This is a genomic window from Calothrix sp. CBUCES-K 9914, from assembly GCF_059640475.1.
In genome coordinates, this window is record NZ_JBXXZH010000064.1 from 21,639 (window position 1) to 40,983 (window position 19,345).

A 19,345-nucleotide genomic window follows, 5' to 3' on the forward strand; every position below is an offset into this window, starting at 1 on the left:
GCGATTTCGGTCTCGATTAGAAGTATTTAACGTGTCTAATCTTAAAATTTTTTAACAATATTTGAGTTGTTGTAAATAATACACTAGAACAATTCTCATTTTTTCATACTTTTTCAGATTTGTAAAATTGGTGAATTAGCTTAATGTGAGCAGAAGTGAACAATTTTAAAAAGATTATGCCATTTCAAGCTACCTGCAACAGTTGATTCTGTTGTAAGTATCAAATTTATTCAATTTTTGTTAGTTTTTGTTAATTCTCCTTCATATTTCTAGACGTATTTTTAGCCCGAAAGGCAATTTTGCAACGTATGAGACGTTACACGTAACATCTCTATTTGCATTAATTTTGACATTTTTCTTGTATTTTCTCACAGAATTACTACGAGGTTTAGCAATATGGAGTTTACAGATACCAAGTCATCGCCATTTGGAACTGCAACAGGTAATCTAAGTCCTCAGTTCGGTGTCACAACTGTGAACCCACTAGAAGATCCACTCAAAGCTCAGTTAGCATCCTCACAGGCGCCTAATAGTTTAAGTAATATCACTCCACAGGATGCAGCACCTCTACTCACAGGTACTGATAGCGAGCGCATCTTTGGGGGAACAGAGAAAGCTGACCAAATTCGTATCAAGGCTGGGGCAACGGCTGGCACAATTACGATTGAAAGTTTAAACAGCACCTTTGCCAGCGTCACGTTTGCAATTCCCACCACTTCCTTAACAATTAATGCGGGGGCTGGAGCCGATACCATAACAATAGATTCCCTACCCGGATTTACCGCCCCCCTAACTATTAACGATACCGACGATGTGATTTTGAATAATATCACCGTCGTCGGCAATCTGAATGTCAAGGCAGGCAATAGCATTAAGGTGGTGGATGGGGTGATTATTACCTCGCAGGGAGATGTGAACCTGGATGTCACTAACAGGGTAGAACTAAACTTCGGTAGCGCTGTACTGAAACAGAAACAATCCAACGCAGCGATAGATATTGGCAATGCCACTATCAATGGTAGAAACGTCTCCATCACCACGGATGCTGCAACTACCAAAACTGCCAAGCTCGACAAAAATTTAGTTTACGATACACGAGCCACAGTGCTGGGGGATGTCAATGGTGATGGCAAAGTCGATTTGATAGTTGGTAACTACAATGCCCCTAGCCAGCTTTATTTAAATAATGGCACTGTTGACCCGTTTAAGGATGTAAATGCAATTACCCTGACAGGTACGAACAAAACCACTTCTCTTGCGTTAGGTGATGTCAACGGTGATGGCAAGCTTGACCTAATTCTCGGTAGTGATGGCGCCCCTACTCAACTATGGCTGAATAATGGTAGCAGTACCACTAACCCCTTCTTTGGCGCCACACCAATTGATATCACCACTCAAAAAACCATGTCTGTGGTGTTGGGGGATGTGAATGGAGATAACAAGCTAGATTTAGTTATTGGTAATTTCCAAGCCCCTAGCCAAGTATTCCTCAACAATGGCAGTAATAATCCTTTCAGTGGTACTGCCCAAACCTTTGGCTCTAATACTGATGCCACCACAGCTGTCGCATTAGCTGATGTGAACGGTGATGGCAGGCTAGATTTGATTCAGGGTCAAACTGGACAGGCAAATAGTCCCAAGTTTACCCAGCTATTCCTAAATAATGGCACGGCAAATCCTTTTAGTAGCACAGCGATAAATATCGGCACTGGCGCCGATGCGACTACTTCTATAGCGCTAGGAGATGTGAACGGTGATGGTAGAATTGACGTAATTCTGGGCAACAATGGACAGCCAACGCGGTTATTCCTGAATAATGGCACGGCAAATCCCTTTAGTAGTACGGCGATAAATATTGGTACTGGTACTGATACGACGGCATCGCTAGCGCTAGCTGATGTGAATAGTGATGGGAAACTAGATTTGATTCTCGGCAATAGCAAAGAACCCATTCGCCTGTTTTTAAACAATGGTACTGGCACACCCTTTACTGGTACGGGTGTGAATATTGACCCGACGGCTGCAGGAAATGCACGGGCGATTGCCACCTCTGATTTAAATGGCGATGGTAAGCGCGATTTAGTATTAGTTGGTCTGGCTCAAGTACCTTCCTTATATCTCAACAATGGCACCGCCGATCCGTTTAAAGATGTAGTGGCTAAATCAATCACACCGGAATCTGACTTAGCCACCCAGATAGATGAATCCGCACTATTGCAATTTAGCTTGTTAGCTGCTGCTATCAAAGCCGATGCCACTGCTACCATTACCGTCGGGTCAGGGGCAAAAATTACTGCTGGCAATAATGTCAAACTGTATTCTAACGCCCTTGCTAATGCCCAAATGACGACCATTGGGGCGTACTTAGGGGCAACCTATGCTAGTTCTACCCCCACAGCAACCGTCATTCTGAAAGGGGATGGAACTAAGGGCGCCAACATCACGGCGGGGGGTGCTTTCGATATGAAGGCAATAGTCAATAATACCGTCGCCGTTTCTACCTACGTTCCCGACCTCCCCACCCTACTCTCAACACCATCCGGTGGCTTTGGTGGAGATATCGCCTTTTCCTATGCCAAAGGGATTTCCACATCCACTGCTGATATTCAGAAGGGGGTAACAGTCACAGCGCTGAATGCCAATGTTTTAGCCAAGAATACTAACTCTTTTGAAAATACAGCTAGTGCAATGGGATTCCAGGCAACTGGACCGCTGGGGTTAGGGGTAACTGTCGTCCTGAGCGATTTTCAGTCTCGTGCCACCACCTCGATGAACGGCACTATTAACACCACCCAAGACACTACAATTGATGCCCAGTCTATAGATACCAAAAATATTACGCGGTCATCGGCATCGGTGAGCGCTCCCAAGCAGAATTCAGATACTATCAGAGCGGCTGCGAAGGGGGCTGGTAGAGGCATTCAATCGCTCGGCGGTAAACTCATTGGCTATGGCAGCAAACTGCAAAGTAGCTTTTTGGGAACGGTGGGTAAAAAGACCTTAGCAGGTGGAGGCAAGGTTGTTAATTTTGCTGAAACCTCTGGTGCGCCTTCTTTAGCTGTCTCAGCGGCTGTTACCTTTGTCAATAGTAGTAATACAGCCGATGCTTTTATTGGTGAGGGAGCGCGCGTATCTGCGGGTGGTAATGTTACCGTCAATGCCAAAGCATGGGAGAATCCCCAAGCTAGCGCCACAGCGAGTGCAGGCGGTGCAGAAACGGGTAGTGTCGGTGGCGCGGTTAATATCGCCAACTTCACTAACAAAGCAAATGCCTACATTGGTAAAAATGCGACGGTGGATTCTGGAGCAACACTCTTAGTCAATGCTAATGCCGAAGTTGCTCGCAATTTCCAACTGTTCGAGTTGAACCTATCCCTACCCAGCGGTCAGCCCCAGACGAACGATCCAAACAAAGGTATTACTGCTGCCTGGGATGACGGTCAATTTACCTTGGGTAAGCTGAAGACAGTACTTTTTGACGGCTTGATTAACCCTATCCTCTCTACCTCCACGACGTTAGGTAATATTTCCACAACCCTAGTTCATTCGGGCGGTACGGTTCAGGAGTCGGATGGTAAGCTTAAGGAGGGTGGCAAGGCTGGGATAGCTGGTGGTGTCAACATTCTCGATATTAATAATGGCGCGACGGCATATATTGCTGAAGGGGCGAAGATAAATCAAAATCTCCAGAACCCACCAACTACTCAAGATGTGAAGGTGAATGCCTTTGCTGGTGTCACTACCCTTAACGTCGCAGGTCAGTTCTCAACGCTCAACTTGGCACTCAATCAAAACGTTGGTGGTGCTGGTGGTGGTGCGACTGGGTTTGGTGGCTCGGTGGATGCCATTACTTTAAACAACGCCGCGAAAGCCTATATTGCTAGTGATGCCAAGGTGTCTGCTAGCCGAGATGTTGAAGTGAAGGCGGATACGTTTAATTACCATGTCACCCTAGCCCAGGCTGGCAGCAAATCGGATCGCCTCGGTATTGATGGCGCCATTAATTTTGTCAACTTAGATAATCAATCCATCGCCTACATTGATACCAACGCCACAATTAAGGCGGGACGAAATGTTGCTGTTAATGCCAATGACAACCTTTTAAATGCCAATGGCTCCGGTAGTTTGGCGATTGCGGGCAATGTCGGTATTGGTGTGAGCGCGGGTATCAATAAAATTAACACCGTTGTCCGTGCTTATATCGGGACTGATACTCTGCCAGTCAATTCCTTGGAAACGGCGCGCGGCTCAGTGACGGCGGGTGGTGATATCAGCGTCACGGCAAATTCCGACCAAAAAGTTGTAAATATCTCCCTGGCAGGGGCAGCAGCTCCAGGGTATCAACCCCCTGTTCCAGAGGATGACGCAGTAGCAAACAACATTGCCAGCTTATTTGATGACAGCTTTGGCTCGGCGGCGCAAAACCCCGTGCAGAATAAGCAATTTGGCTTTGGCTTGTCTGGGGATACAGCTCTGAATTTCTTTACTCCCAATGTTCAGGCTTATATTAAGAATTCTGGCACGATTATCGCTGGTGAGAAACTGAAAATAAATGCTACCAATAACTCACTGTTAGTGGGAACGGCAGGAGCCTTTGCAATTGCCAAGGATGCTGGTATCGGTGGTTCTTTTGCTTTGAATTATCTCGATAAAACTACCAAAGCTTATACGGAGAATGTAACTATTCAAGCTGGCAATATCGTTACATCAGCAATTTCTAATGCTCTGGTTGTCAACATCAGCGCTGGGGCAGCAGGTTCTGCTCAAAAGGCTAGTATTGCTGGGTCTGTGAATCTGGGACTGCTCAGAAATGATACACAGGCTTATCTGGGTAGCAACACGAAAGCGACGGTAACTAAAGGTGGTGTCTTAATTGATGCGAAGAATACCCTGACAACCTGGTCTATTGCTGGGGTAGTATCTGGGACACTGCAAGGCAAGGCAGCCGTAGGTGCAGCGATTGATCTGGGTATTATTGATGCCACTGTCAAAGCTTTTATTGCCAACAACGTCACCCTCTCATCTGTTGGCGACATTCAAATCCTTGCATCTAACACCAATAATCTCAACTCTATTGGCGCCTCCTTCGCCCTTGCACCTGGGGGTACAGGTGCTTCTGGTTCAGCCTCAGCCCAAATTATCACCACAGAAGTGGAAGCCTCTATTGGCAATAGTGCCCAGGTAACTACAAATAGCAGCCTACAAATTGATGCCCACGATAACACCAACGTGTTAGGTATTGGTGGTGCGGCAGCAGGTGGACAAACGGCAGGAGTCGGGCTTTCGGCGGCGGTGAGCAGTGTGGATCGGTCGGTGAAAGCATACATTGGCGATAATGCTGTTGTATCTGCCAAAGGCTTTGGTAACGGTATTGTAGACCCCCAAGGAAACACGTTTACGGGCAACGGTATAATCATTGATGCTACGACTGTAGACAAGCGACTTTTATTTGGTGCTGGGGTTGCAGGGGGTGGAACAGCCGCTGTGGCAGCATCCGCTGTGGTCAACATCATCAAGGGAGCAGGAACACAAGCATTTATTGGCAAAGGCGCCAAGATTAATCTTGATTACGCTGCCGCAGTGGTAGCCCAATTTTTATTACTACGGGCTGACCATACCACAGACATGCTGAGTATCGCTGGTAGCTTTGCTGGTGCAAAAACTGCGGGAATAGGTGCGGCAGCTAATGTTTCAGATGTTAACAAAAATGTCAAGGCATATATTGACTCTACGGCAGCAACTCCTACGACAGTCAATTCCAATAACAATATAATTATCAACGCCACATCCAAAGATAATATCTTGGCGATAGCGGCTGGTATTGGTGCGGCTGGTACCGTTGGTATTGCTGGCTCTGCCGTTGTCCTGAATCGCAAAACTAACACTGAAGCTTTCATTAATGATAATGCAAATATACTAGCTGAGGGCAACATTTCCTTGGCTGCGGATCATCATGCCAACCTAAAGACGATCGCAGGTGCAGGTGGCTTTGGTGGTACAGGTGGTGTGGGTATTTCCAACTCTACTATTGTTAACACTGACACCACCAAAGCTTACCTGGGTAAGAATGTCCGCCTCAGTGCTAACAGCAATCGTCCGGCAATTGCTATCCTCACCGGGCAACGCGATGCCACTGGTAAAGCCGTAACAGCTAATTTCACCGGACTGTCACTTACAGCTACCTCCCGCACCGATTTGTTACCAATCGCCGTTGGTGGTGCAGGTGCTGGTACTGTTGGTGTTGCTGGCTCTGCAACAGTCAACATATTCAATGAAACAACCCTGGCTTACATTGACCAGGGAGCGGTTATCAATGCAGCGGTGAACGGTGTGAGACCTAAAGGTGGCGTTAACATCTTCGCCAAGGATGAAACCAAGCTAATCAGTGCTGCAGGTGGACTGGCTGGCGGTGGCTCCGTCGGTATTGGTGCGGGTGCTGATGTTGGTGTAATTACCAAGAATACCCAGGCATACATTGCAGGTTCTACAGATAAAGCTACAGCCGCAAATGTTTATGCTAATGACAATCTCACCCTACAAGCCTTATCGGTGGAAGATATTCTCTCTGTGTCAGGTGCAGCCGGAATTGGCGGTAGCGTGGGACTGGCGGGTGCAGCAGGCGTTTACACCCTCAACGCGATGACTCGCGCGGTAGTAGGCGATAATGTCACTGCCACTGCCCGCTCTAACATGCTAATTGCCGCCGATGACCAAACTAGACTGAATGTAATTATTGGTACAGTGGCGATTGGCGGTACTGCTGCCAGTGTTGGGGCTGCGGCTGGGGTTCCGGTGGTGAATAAGACAACGGAAGCCCTAATAGGTAAGAATGCGATTGTAGATGCCCTTGCTGTTGCTGCTCCTGGTTTCGAGAGTATTGATGCTAAGACTGGTACTTACACGGAGTCCTATAGTGCGGAATCTAACGCAGCGGGCAGCATCAAAGCCCCGGCAATTGATGCCAACAAGAGCGACCTCAAAGACCCCACCCTAGTACAGCAACGCTTGGCGACTGCTAATACCCGCAAGGTGCGCGGACTCGCTATTACTGCCACTTCCCAAGAATCAATAGAAACCTTAGCGGTTGGTGGTAGCGGCTCTGCTGTTGCTGGTGTGCAAGTAGCGGCAACGGTAAGTCCTTCAAACATTAACACCAATGCCTACATTGATAACAACGCCAAAATAAATAACAGCGGCGGAACTAATTTGCAAGAGGTGTTAGTTGCTGCAGGTGGTGATTTCTATCACTTGGGTGTTGCTGGTGGTGTAGCGATCGCTGGGGTAGTTGCTGCCACACCGGGAGTTGATGTTACTGTCCTCAAGCACAACACTAAGGCATATATTGGCACAGGGGCAGAACTCTATGCCAAGCAAGATGTGCAGGTAACAGCTAATGCCACCGAAAATATCGTCTCCTTTGCTGCATCCCTAGCGGGTTCGGGAGCGTTAGCAGCGGCAGGGGCAGTGTCGGTGGTTTCAATTGACAACCAAACCTACGCTTACATAGGAGAGCGTGCCAAAGTCGATGCCGACGGTAACGTGCTAGTTGCAGCGAAAAACGACACCAAGACTACTGGTGTAGCTGGTAGTGCTGGGTTAGGGTTAGGTGTGGCTGGTATCGGCGCATCTGTGGGTGTGACAGTGATTAACAAAGACACCCAAGCGTATTTAGGGCAATTTACCAGCGTCAGAGCGGGGGGAGGCACGGATACAACTCTCTCTGGCATTGGTAATAGTGCTACCACAGTCAAACCCATTAAGGGGCTAGTAGTGCAGGCACAGTCGAGCGAGAACGTGTTTAACGTCTCAGTGGCAGGGGCTGGTGGGTTATATGCAGGTGTGGCTGGTGCGGTGTCTGTGGAGATGATTACCTCTAAGACCAAAGCATTTGTAACCGATAGTGCCAATGTTGGCGCCCAGAATATTAACATTGGCGCCATTAATAATGCCAGAATTCGCGCTATTGATGGCAGTGTTGCGGGTGCTTTGGGCGGTGCATTATCTGGTGGTGTGGATATTGGCATCATCAAGAATGACACAAGCGCCTATATTGGCAACGGTGCAACCATCTTCGCCGCTCAAGATGTGGACGTAAATGCCTTTGCCACCAAGAATGTTGATAGCCTTGCTGTCAGTGCAGCGGGGGCATTAGTAGGTGTAGCTGGAGCTGTTTCTGTTTACGGCATCGGTGCAAATTTGGATGGAACGGCTCGCGATAGTTTGGTCACCCAAGATAAAGATGCTAATAGCAATCCTCAGTATGCTAACGTCAGCAGCTTTGTGGATGCACAAATTGCCCCCACAAATGTGAATACACTATTGGGTAACTATTCCAGCCAAGATGCGAATAGCGTCGGTAGTGCGATCGCCCCAGCCAAGACGCAGGTGCAAAACTCGTCTCAAAACGGTAAAGTCTCTGCCGCCGTAAACAACACCACTAACACAACCAGCACCACCAACATCACGACCGTAGTTCCGATTGGTACTGTTGCCTTCATCGGTACTGCCAACGTTACTGCCGGACGGGATGTTAACGTCAACGCCAAAGACACAGTGGAATTTAAAGTTAATGTGGGTGGGGTTGCAGGTGGCGCCGTGGGTGTCGGTGGTGCTGTAGCAGTCGCCAACATCAATAACACAACCAAGGCATTTATTAACAGTCCCGTCGTCAATGTTGGCGGTAATGTTCAGATTAATGCCAGTTTAGACACGCCAAATCAAGGTATTAGAGGTGAAGCCTTTGCCGGAACAGCTGGTTTAGTTGCTCTTGGTGCTAGGGTGGTGATTCTCAACGACAACAGCACCCAAGAAGCTTACCTGGGTAAGGGTGTCAATATTCTTCGCGCCCAAGATGTGAACATTGGCGCCACGGCTAACCGCATCTTGGATGCTAAAGCTACAGGTGGTGCGGTGGCTGGAATAGCAGCAGGGTCTAGCATTGCTCGTGCTACAGTCAGCGGTTCTACTCGTGCCTATCTGGATGATAATGTTCGCATCAATCCCGTCAGTGCCCTACAGCCCATCCGCAACCTAAATATCACTGCCAACGCGAATAATGGCGTCACTGCCAACTCTAAGGCGGTAGAAGCAGGTGTGGTTGGTGCAGTGGTTGGCTCAGAAGCAACAGCAACCATTACTTTAGGTACTCCGGGTAATCCCGCCACTGTGAATACACAGCGTACCTTTAGTAACCAGCCCGGAGTGGATGTTCATATTGGTAAAGGGTCTGTAGTCAACGTTAGTAATGATGTCTTGCTGTTTGCTAACTCGAATGAGCAAGCTACCGCCAATGCTGCAGGTACAACCGTGGGGTTTGTCGCTACCATCGGTGCATCTAAAGCCACCGCCACAATTAGCCCCGTAGTGTTTGGCTATATTGACAACGATGCCAACGTTACATCTGGTCGAGATGTGAAAGTAACTGGGAATACGAATGGACTGGGTATTACTATCGCAACTGCTACCAGTGGTAGTTTAACCTTTAGCTCTAACGATCGCGCTACTGCCACGTCTAATGGGCTACCGGAAGTTCTGACTTCCCTCGGTAATAACGTCAGTATTAAGGCAGGTCGCGATGTGTATCTGGGATCAACTACGAATATTCCCCTCAATGCCAATGCCACATCGTCAAATGTAAGTGTTGTCACCTCGAATGGTGCGATCGCTACCGCTAAAGCCGATCCAGTCGCCAGAACCATTATTGGCAACAGCGCCAAGATTAACGCAGGTAATAATATTTCCCTAATCGATGGCAGTGCATCGAGCCATCGCACCACAGGTAAGGTGACAGCACAGTCCAATGGAGCAAATGGAGATGCATCCTATGCGATCGCTAACTCTAACAACATTGTCAACACCCGGATCGAGAATAACGCTAACCTCGTTGCTCAGGGTGACTTGAGTATTGATAGCTACAGTTTAATGGATACGGTTTCCAGCGCTACGGGCAGCTCCTTAACGAGTAGCGAGCGCATTCAAGGCTTCAATAGTAACTGGAGTAACAGTAAGGTTTCCATCGGCGATGCCATCATCAACGTCGGTAAAAACACATACATTACTGCTCGCAACAACCTGTCCTTCAGCAACACCGCACCCAAAAAGACCGATAGTGTCCAAAATGTGGCGACGGTTGAATCCAGCCGCAACATGAACTTGACAACAGGCAACTTATATGTGACAGCAAAATCTCTACCCTCTTCCTATCCCTTTGGTAAACCCGATCCCATCCTGCCGGACGACACCATCAACTTTAATGGCAACGTCTTCCTTACCGGAGCCAAGCAAACACGCAACCTCACCATCCGAGCCGATGGCACCTTAGAGCCGAACAGTAATATCACCGCTCGTATCGTCGGCAACGATGTAGTGGTAGACGACATCACCGTACCAGCAGGACAGAAGCCTGTAGCCAGATTCGACGTAGCAGGAGGCTTACTAACCGGACTCACTTTCATCCAAGCAGATCCGGTACGGTTGAGCGATGTCACCATTACCAATCAATCTGCGAGAAACCTGGTAATTAATCGAGTTAACCTGCTAGCAACCACTCCCGCTGAGGCAGTCACAACTGAGTATGTCTTCAAGACTGCCCGCACCTTCGGCAGCCCGACTAATGGTGGCAATAGCTATGATGTCAGCTTGACCCGCTTGCTACCAGTAAATGCCCGTCTGGCAATTTCCAATACCAGTAGTGCATCTAACATTATCTTTAATCAGACGATTAACGCCGAGGCAGGAGAAATTACCATATTTAACCAAGCTGGTGCGATTAAAGCCAACAATGCTAACGTCGCTCTCACAGCGGGTAAATTCAACCTCACCGCTGCCAATGCTGAAATTGGCTCGGCGACTACACGCCTACAACTCAATCTCGTACCTAGTAATTTCCGCCCAGCTAATCCGCCATTAGCTGCCAATGTTGATACCGCTGATTTAAATGTTACTGCTCGTGGCAGCCTATTTTTGAATATCAAAGGATTACCTTTCTATAGCGCTACACCTCTAACTCCGGAACGCAACAAGGTAGACCAGTACAATATCAACTTAACTTCGACAGGAGGAAATGTTGACGCAGTATTATCGACAAATGAGCGCCAGTTAATCAACTCACAAACTTACATCAATGCCACTGCCAACACAGGCGACATCAACCTAGATGCTACAGGAACTACAAATCTCTACTTGCGTGACGTAAAAGCTCCCAACGGCACCGTCACGATTCAGGGGAATAATCTCCAAGATGCCAATCCTAACGGTGCAGCTTTGACAGCAAAAGTGGCACAACTAGGTATTTCTAAATTCCGAGGTATTGGCACCGCCGCCAATCCGCTCAAAACCCAAGTGGGAACTATCGAGAGGATTGACTCTCTCAACGGAGTGTGGATTAACAACACGGGCAATTTAATCCTTAAAGACGCATTAGTCGAGAATGGTATGTCACTGTTTACCACAGGTTCTTTAGCTGTTGGTAGTACCCAACTCCGCGCCATTCTTGCTTTCCAAGGTCTCATTAAACTCACTTCTGGTGGCGGCGGCTTCAAAAATACGGGCGTAATTGTCACCAACAACGGGGATATCACCATTACCGCCCTAGATACTCCCAATTCCGGCAACTTCGTGGAAAATGACAATCTGGAAGTACTTAGACGGATTACAGCTACTAACGGTACTCTCACCCTCCTAGCTGGGGACGCGATATTCGTTGAAGCTCCCATACAAGCGAATAATATCATCCAACGCGCTTACCAGAAGCGAACGGCAGCTTAAAAGCATACAGAAGCGCTATTTGGGGGGTGGCGCCCATCATTTCATAGAAACAAGTATGTAGAGACAAAATAAAACTTGAAAGTATATCTAGTAAATCTAGCTAGCCCATCATTTCATAGAAACAAGTATGTAGAGACCGTTGATGTACGGTCTCTACATTTCCGGTTCAGGACGCATTCATTGTTCTTCGCCTACTTTAACCGCACAATAATTGAAATTCCTGTAATTACTGCGAAAGCAACTAAACCCAAAATACCACCAAATAAGCTGTAAGCATTACCCAAAAAGTATTGTACGCCTTTATAAACGCCAATTCCAATCACGCCACCACTACTTGCTAATACCCACCAATAAGCGCGTCTCACATGTTTTTGCAGTACTAACTATTGGCATAACCCTAGTGCAAAACTTAGTATAATTATCATTTCGCTTTTGGCGCCATATCCAGTTACTACACTTAAAATTCCCTCAGCGGTAAATCCCAAAGTCGTTACTAGCATCCACCATTTATATTTATAGTTATGTTGATGCAATACTAGACTTTGTGCTGCTCCTACTAATATTCCAGTTATCAAACCAAATATGGCGCCACCAGATATATAGCCAATAGTTACATTTTTAGTTATGGCGCCAATCATAAACTCAGTTGCAAAGCCAATTATAAAACCAATTAAACCACCAATTGTTACACCTGTTAGAGTTGCCAGTATCCAAGATAGTAAAAAGTTAATTTCAAACTTTCCCCATTTTATTGACACTGATGGTTTGACAGAGTTAGGTAATTCTATGTATGGCGCCTGTTGTGTTAATACCTTTAATATTGAATTTGTATCTGGACGCTGCATAGGCACTTCGTCCATCATTTTATCAAGTAAGTCTAATAACTTGGGTGATATTTGTGATGCATAATGGCGCCAAGTTTTTTCGTCTGAACTTGGTTCGTAAATATCGAGGTGTTTGCTAGAGTCTTTACCTGTGACTAGAAAAGCAAAAACGCCCGCGACAGCAAAAATATCAGATTGTGGGACAACACTACCATGAAACTGTTCAGGTGGTGTATAAGCAATAATTGGTTTATATGTAACATTTTCAGATTGTATATGAGGTTACCCAAAACCAATTAATGCCAAATTTTCATCATCAGATTTAACTATAAAGTTAGATGGGTTAATACGCAAATGAAGTAAATATTCTAGTTCGCCAAGTGGTGACAAACAAGGTACTTTATTGTACATGACAATTAATGCTGCACAACACAGTATGACATGGATTAATCCTGGTGAATTATCTAGTTTCCTTTTAGGCAAAGATGACGGTATTAACCGCTTAGGTTCATATTTAGGAGTAATGGGACAAAGCGTATTAGATATGAGTGGTAAACCTGCTGAACTCGACCCAGGTGATAGGTTAACAGCACACAAACTCGGAACGCGCGTGGCTGAAATGGTACAGCGATTTAAAAAGTAAAGATATAATGAAAAGAAAAGGGGAAAGCTTTACACTTTCTCCTTTGCGCTTTCCTTATTAAATATAAGCTATTAACCTTTTTCTACGACTAAAGTACTTGCAATCATGTCATGTAAAGCCTGCTTCTTCTCAGTGAACGCTGCCATGATATAGCCAATTAGTAATATTAAACTAGAAAGATACTTGGCAAAATATCTACCAGTGGCTCGTGCAAATGAAATTCTTTTACCTTCGATATCAGTAACATAAATACCTAATGCTTGTTTGCCAAGTGTAGCTTGTTTTGGAGAGCTTTCCTGTAATGCATAGTAAAGCCAACCTATCACTAAACCTGCTAGACCACCAAGGATTTGCGCTCCTTCTGTATTTCGACTGGTTAGTCCAACCACTACACCAATCGCAAATCCAGCAAGAAAAGAGATAATATATAATATTATTCCATCAAGAAATGCAGCTGCAAATCGTTTCCAAAAGCCTGTGTATTTCATAGCTTACTCCTGACTATTAATTAGTACTAAACATTGATATAGTAGTTCTACATGATACCAAAATTTGATTCTAAAATTCCTAAAAAGTAGGAAAAAGAAGCATTTGTAAAATATCAACCTAAAATAACCTATGACATAGCTACTGTGTCAAGAGCTACAAGTATTTTTGATTATTTATTAATTTTTGCAAATATACTGGAGGCATTATCTAATAAATGCTTTATTCTATTGTAAATATCAATTCCTAAGATACTATCATTACATAGTGCGTTACGGCATTATATTATCGCTTCGTTCCTAGCTGTTACATGCCGTAACGCACCCTACATTCTTGGTTAAGGTTTCCACCACAAGAGAATAAAAATTCCTGTTATTAAGCCAAAACCTACTAAACCTAGAATACCACCGAAAATATTGTAAGCATTACCCAGAGAATATTGTACACCTTTATAAGCGGCAATTCCAACAACACCACTACCGCTACTTGCTAGTATCCACCAATACGCACGTCTTACATGTTGCCGCAATACTAACCACTGGAATAATCCAACTGCAATACTTGGTATGATAATCATTTCACCTTTGGCACCATACCCGGTCAACACACTCAAAATTCCTTCAACTGTAAACCCTAACATTGTTACTAGCATCCACCATTTATATTTATAGTTATGTTGATGCAATACTAGACTTTGTGCTGCTCCTACTAATATCCCAGTTATCAAACCAAATATGGCGCCACCAGAGATATAGCCAATAGTTACATTTTTGGTTATGGCGCCAACCATAAATTCTGTTGCGAAGCCAATTATAAAACCAATTAAACCACCAATCATTATACCTGTAATAGTTGCCAGTATCCAAGATAGTAAAAAGTTAATTTCAAACTTTCCCCATTTTGTTGACAAAGACGGTTTAACTGAGTTGGGTAATTCTATATATGGCGCCTGCTGCGATGTTAATATCTTTAATATTGAGTGCGTGTCTGGACGCTGCTTAGGCACTTCGTCCATCATCGTATCGAGTAAATCTAATAATTTTGGTGATATTTGTGATGCATAATGGCGCCAAGTTTTTGCATTTGAGCTTGGTTCGTTTGAAGTCGGTTCGTAAATATCAAGATGTTTACTAGGGTCTTTACCTGTGACAAGGAAAGCAAAAACGCGCGCTATGGCAAAAATATCAGATTGTGGAACAATATTACCGTGAAACTGTTCAGGTGGAATGTAAGCAATAATCGGTTTATAAGTTACATTTTCAGATTGTATATAAGGTTGACCAAAACCAATTAATGCTAAATTTTCATCGTCTTGTTTAACTATCAAGTTTGATGGATTGATGCGTAGATGCAGTAAATTATCATTATGAATTTGTTGGACAATATTCACCACTTGTTGTAACCATTTAACTGCTAGCTGTTCGTTGATATGGTTATTATTTGATTGCGCTAAATATTCATATAAATTTAAACCCTCGATTTTCTGCATTATGAAACAGTGTAACCGAGCAGATTTATCGCGCGGGAAATAAATAAAATAATCGTTTGCCTCAACTTTTGGGATACCAGGATAATTTATAGCTTTGAGTGCTGTTACTGTTTTCTCAAACGACTCTATAACTTGAGGTTTTTCAACAGTCAAGACTTGCAACACCTTACATATATCACTGCCAACCTCACGAACCTCATATGTATCACCAGAAGTACAGTTATCAAGTTGCCTCAATACTCGGTAACGTCCAGCAAGTAACAATTCAGAACCGCAGTTCGCACAAAAGCGATTAGTATCAGAATTTTGCGGCTTATCACAATTAGGGTTTATACACAAATTCATAATAGTGCTGAGTGCTGAGTGCTGAGGAGCGGAGTTAGGGTAATATTTCTACTACAGTACCTCGCTGCACAACTTCGTATAATTCATCAACATCTTTATTTTTTAACGAAGGACATCCCAAAGTCCAGTTTTGGCGTTTATCTATAATTCCGTCACTACCTTGAGGAACACCATGAATTCCAACTTGTCCACCAACAGGCAAAAACCAATCAAACTCTCCTTCTGATTTTGCTAACAGATGTTTTTTCCAAGATTCCCTATTTGGGTAGTCTAACCATATAAACTTTGACCACTGGGGATGCAGGTACAAGTCTTTAATTTTAAGTAATCCTTCGGGAGTACGATTATCCCCTTCGTGTAATTTATCTCCCACAGGGTTGCCACCAAATACGACTGGGTAAGATTTAATCGGCACTTGGTTATAGTAAAGCGTTAAACGGTACTTTGATTTTTCAATCAAAATCGAAGTTTTGCTTTTATTTATCGTTTCGTTAATTAACTCCTTTAAAGCTTTATCTGTATTAAGCATCTCATACCCTCTAATAGGTGTATGAACAAACGACTGCGAAGTACAACCGTTTATACATAACATTCCTGGCAAATCAGTAATTGGAATGACGTAACCAAACCTCGATAGCAGTAAATATAATAATGGAACCGGAGAAAAAACTAGGAGAACACGGAGTATAAAACTTTTTGCAAAGTAATTGTTCACTTTTTTGCCAACAATGGTAAAAAATATAACTAAACTAACCGAAACACTTATTTTTAGTTTACCCCTAATAGGACTTACACACCAATTTATCAACTAATGACTAACGACATGCGACGCGACTTTGCCAACCGCGAAGAGTTGGCAGCATATTTAAAAGAACAATTTCCTGAAGCAGCAGAACGCGACGACCATATTAGTCAACTTGTTGGTGGGCGCCAAGCTGCGGAAACAGCACTTCAAAAAGTTGAACCCGTTAAGTACGCGAAATCACGTAACTTTTTAACAGGCGCCGTAACTCGTTTATCCCCTTACATCCGTTACGGTGTATTAGGGTTACGCGAAGCCAGAGACTTTGCCTTTAGTAAAATTCGCAACCAAGACGAAGCAGCTAAATTTGTCAACGAATTAGGCTGGCGTGACTACTGGCAAAGACTTTACATGAAACTTGGTGACGGTATCTGGAAAGACCAAGAAGAATATAAAACCGGATATGGCGCCAACGAATACGCCACAGAATTACCCCAAGATATCCGTGAAGGAACAACTGGACTAGTTTGTATAGATAGTTTTAGTCGCGACCTCCGAGAAGTAGGCTACTTACATAACCATATGCGAATGTGGTTAGCCGCTTATATCGTTCACTGGCGCCGAATTCGCTGGCAAGCAGGCGCCAAATGGTTTCTCGAACACCTATTAGACGGCGACCCAGCTTCTAACAACATGTCATGGCAATGGGTAGCAAGCACCTTCAGCCACAAACCCTACTTCTTCAACCGCGAGAACCTAGAACGTTACACCGAAGGGGTCTACTGTAAAAAATGCCCACTATACGGAAAATGCGACTTTGAAGGCAGCTACGAAAAACTAGAAGCCAAAATATTTCCCAAAGGTGAATTTGTCCAAAAAGACAACAGTCAAAGCTGGCAAAAAGGCAAACGCAGACGCTAAGTATTAATTAGTTGGGGTTACATATTGTAACCCTGAATCACCATTAACATTTATTGAATTAGGCTGCAACTGGAGATTGTTTAAAGGTGCCTGTTTGTATATCTATTATCGCCTGTGCTGCTAAAATCACATCACCATCAAGTTCTTTTGGGTCTGCGGTTGGCTTTCCAGAACGTCGTGACTCTGCCCACAATTCAGCAGCTTTAAGCATTGTTTCTGTGGTAATAGTCAAATATGGAATCAGTGTTTTAAGTAAGTCGAGTTGTCTGACCCCAGCTAATTTCCCAGCACGAAGTAATTCACGTCGCACCTCGTAGTCGGTAATTTCAGGCAAAATCTCTTCGTAGTTTTTTGATGCTAGATTAGTAAACCACAGCCTGCATTCTTCACATAGGGGTGTTGCTTTGGGATTAGTTAACATTCCCAAAGGTCCAGAATCTAATAAAACAAACCTGCTCATACAAGACTCAGTTAGGTAGAAATGCTGTTGTCATTCACACCTAAAGCTTGACTTAGAATTGCCCAGGTTTCTTTTTGCTCTTGTTCATCTCCTTTTGAAGCCCATGTTTCTAGAAGTTGGGAAAGCGCTTGCTGTCGTGCTGCTTTGACTACTGGGTCTAGATTTGTTAATTGACTTATCACTTCTGAAGTGGTATTTGCTGGTGGTGTTTTATTTATTACACTTTCACGAAATAAACGAATAATTTGCAGTAAGTTTGACCAGTGTTCTTGAGGTATTTTTTCTATTTCTAGCACTATCGATGCAAGAGAGTCTTGAGACGGTTCAGTCCAGTTACTTTGTAATAATTTTTTCTCTTTTACTTGTTCAGGCATATTTATTAAATGTACTTTATTTTATACTACTTTAACAGGTTTTGTTTAAGAGCGACACATGCGGCAGTGCCTAACTTTTCCGCACGTTTTTAATACCTCCACCAAGAAACCCTGCTGAATCTGTTGTGGTAGTTCAACTCGTAAATACACAGCATTTAACACGCTCAAAGCTTGGCACCGTTGAAGTTTGTTTTTACCAAGCTTAAAATTCAATAACACCCCGGTAGCAATTACTTAACTGACCTCATGGCAAAACCAATAATCTGGGTAAACGGTGACTGTCTTAGTCCCAAAAACCCTGCACTTCAAGAATACCCAGGCGCCCCTGCTATCTGGGTATGGGATGATGCTTTGCTTGACGAATGGCAAATTTCTCTCAAGCGTATTACGTTTATTTACGAATGCTTGCTAGAACTACCTGTTACTATTCGACGCGGTGACGTGGCAAAAGAAGTTTTAGCATTTGCCAAGGAAAACAACGCGACTCAAGTTGTTACCACAGATAGTCCCAGTCCTCGGTTTAACAAGATTTGTGATGAAATTGAAAAAAGTCTCGAATTAGAAGTGTTTGAAGTAGACCCCTTCTTTGACTACGACGGTTACATCGACCTCAAGCGCTTCTCGCGTTACTGGAAAGTTGCCGAAAAATACGTGTTTGATTAATTGACTCTCCTCCTACCTCTTTCTTTGTGTCCTTTGTGTCTTTGTGGTTCATTCCTTTTAACTCTATTCTCCGTGTGCAGACTGCACAGGCTAGAAGCCTATGCTACAACTTGACACAACTAATGCTATTAGTTTAAACTAATAGCATTAGTTTTTTATTGTCAAATCACAATATGCCACGTCCGAAAGGGCAAACGCTAACACAGAAAGATATTGTAGAAGCTGCCATTGCTTGTCTACATAAAGAAGGTGAATCAGGATTAGGGGTAAACCGGGTTGCTAGGTAGCTAGGAATTCAGGCGCTATATATAATCACTTTTCTGGAAACGAAGCATTGCGACGCGCGGTAGTCTTGGAAGGTTGGCACCAATTTTTGGATGTGTACTTTCAGAGTACTGAAGGCATTGAGGATAAAAGGGAGTTATTGAAAACTGCTGCTTATACCTATAGAAGTTGCGCGCGTGAAAGTCCGGCACTATATAGAGTTGTGACGAATCACCCATTGCAGTTAGAAGACCCAGAGTTTGCGCCTATTATTAAGCGACTTATAGCATTTTACGGCAAAGTTTTTGGAGGATTTGCTTTAAGTCAAGATGAAACGATTCATGCTGCGCGGATGTTTAACACAACGC

The 19,345-nt window shown here is 44.3% G+C and carries 13 protein-coding genes; 5 read left to right on the forward strand and 8 right to left on the reverse strand.

What is annotated here, in order from left to right; all coding sequences use genetic code 11:
• The first annotated feature begins 396 nt into the window (after positions 1–396).
• Positions 397–11,766, forward strand: a complete 11,370-nt coding sequence (locus tag AC2JBO_RS16410) for a beta strand repeat-containing protein (protein ID WP_496954722.1) — start codon at positions 397–399, stop codon at positions 11,764–11,766.
• A 191-nt stretch (positions 11,767–11,957) separates the two neighbouring features.
• On the opposite strand, the gene AC2JBO_RS16415 is transcribed toward AC2JBO_RS16410, so the two are convergent.
• From AC2JBO_RS16415 to AC2JBO_RS16425, 3 genes are all read right to left on the reverse strand, one after another.
• A complete protein-coding gene (locus AC2JBO_RS16415; protein ID WP_496954723.1) occupies positions 11,958–12,131 on the reverse strand; it encodes a hypothetical protein in 174 nt (57 codons plus the stop codon).
• An 18-nt stretch (positions 12,132–12,149) separates the two neighbouring features.
• Positions 12,150–12,611: a hypothetical protein gene (locus tag AC2JBO_RS16420; protein ID WP_496954724.1), complete on the reverse strand. Its 462-nt coding sequence runs from the start codon at positions 12,609–12,611 to the stop codon at positions 12,150–12,152.
• Positions 12,612–12,872: 261 nt separating this feature from the next.
• A complete protein-coding gene (locus AC2JBO_RS16425) occupies positions 12,873–13,001 on the reverse strand; it encodes a hypothetical protein (RefSeq protein WP_496954725.1) in 129 nt (42 codons plus the stop codon).
• Between AC2JBO_RS16425 and AC2JBO_RS16430 the strand changes: the two genes are divergently transcribed.
• A complete protein-coding gene (locus tag AC2JBO_RS16430; RefSeq protein WP_496954726.1) occupies positions 13,000–13,233 on the forward strand; it encodes a hypothetical protein in 234 nt (77 codons plus the stop codon). The genes AC2JBO_RS16425 and AC2JBO_RS16430 overlap by 2 nt on opposite strands.
• A 71-nt stretch (positions 13,234–13,304) precedes the next feature.
• Here AC2JBO_RS16430 and AC2JBO_RS16435 read toward each other — a convergent pair whose 3' ends face one another.
• From AC2JBO_RS16435 to AC2JBO_RS16445, 3 genes are all read right to left on the reverse strand, one after another.
• Positions 13,305–13,721, reverse strand: coding sequence for an RDD family protein (locus AC2JBO_RS16435; RefSeq protein ID WP_496954727.1), 417 nt, complete (start codon positions 13,719–13,721; stop codon positions 13,305–13,307).
• Between the two features lie 335 nt (positions 13,722–14,056).
• Positions 14,057–15,553, reverse strand: coding sequence for a protein kinase domain-containing protein (locus AC2JBO_RS16440; RefSeq protein ID WP_496954728.1), 1,497 nt, complete (start codon positions 15,551–15,553; stop codon positions 14,057–14,059).
• Positions 15,554–15,587: 34 nt separating this feature from the next.
• On the reverse strand, positions 15,588–16,268 hold the full coding sequence (locus AC2JBO_RS16445) for a L,D-transpeptidase family protein (RefSeq protein ID WP_496954729.1): 681 nt from the start codon (positions 16,266–16,268) through the stop codon (positions 15,588–15,590).
• Positions 16,269–16,364: 96 nt separating this feature from the next.
• On the opposite strand from AC2JBO_RS16445, the gene AC2JBO_RS16450 reads away from it, so the two are divergent.
• Positions 16,365–17,216: an FAD-binding domain-containing protein gene (locus AC2JBO_RS16450; RefSeq protein ID WP_496954730.1), complete on the forward strand. Its 852-nt coding sequence runs from the start codon at positions 16,365–16,367 to the stop codon at positions 17,214–17,216.
• A 58-nt stretch (positions 17,217–17,274) separates the two neighbouring features.
• Here the strand turns inward: AC2JBO_RS16450 and AC2JBO_RS16455 are convergent, their stop codons facing one another.
• Together AC2JBO_RS16455 and AC2JBO_RS16460 are read right to left on the reverse strand one after the other, a co-directional pair.
• Entirely contained in the window at positions 17,275–17,676 is a 402-nt protein-coding gene (locus AC2JBO_RS16455; protein ID WP_496954731.1) for a type II toxin-antitoxin system VapC family toxin, read from the reverse strand.
• 11 nt (positions 17,677–17,687) lie between these two features.
• Complete coding sequence (locus AC2JBO_RS16460; RefSeq protein ID WP_496954732.1) at positions 17,688–18,050, reverse strand: hypothetical protein; 363 nt, start codon at positions 18,048–18,050, stop codon at positions 17,688–17,690.
• 246 nt (positions 18,051–18,296) lie between these two features.
• Between AC2JBO_RS16460 and AC2JBO_RS16465 the strand changes: the two genes are divergently transcribed.
• Together AC2JBO_RS16465 and AC2JBO_RS16470 are read left to right on the forward strand one after the other, a co-directional pair.
• Entirely contained in the window at positions 18,297–18,713 is a 417-nt protein-coding gene (locus AC2JBO_RS16465) for a hypothetical protein (protein ID WP_496954733.1), read from the forward strand.
• Positions 18,714–19,047: 334 nt separating this feature from the next.
• A partial coding sequence (locus AC2JBO_RS16470; RefSeq protein ID WP_496954734.1) for a TetR-like C-terminal domain-containing protein occupies positions 19,048–19,345 on the forward strand: 298 nt, incomplete at its 3' end.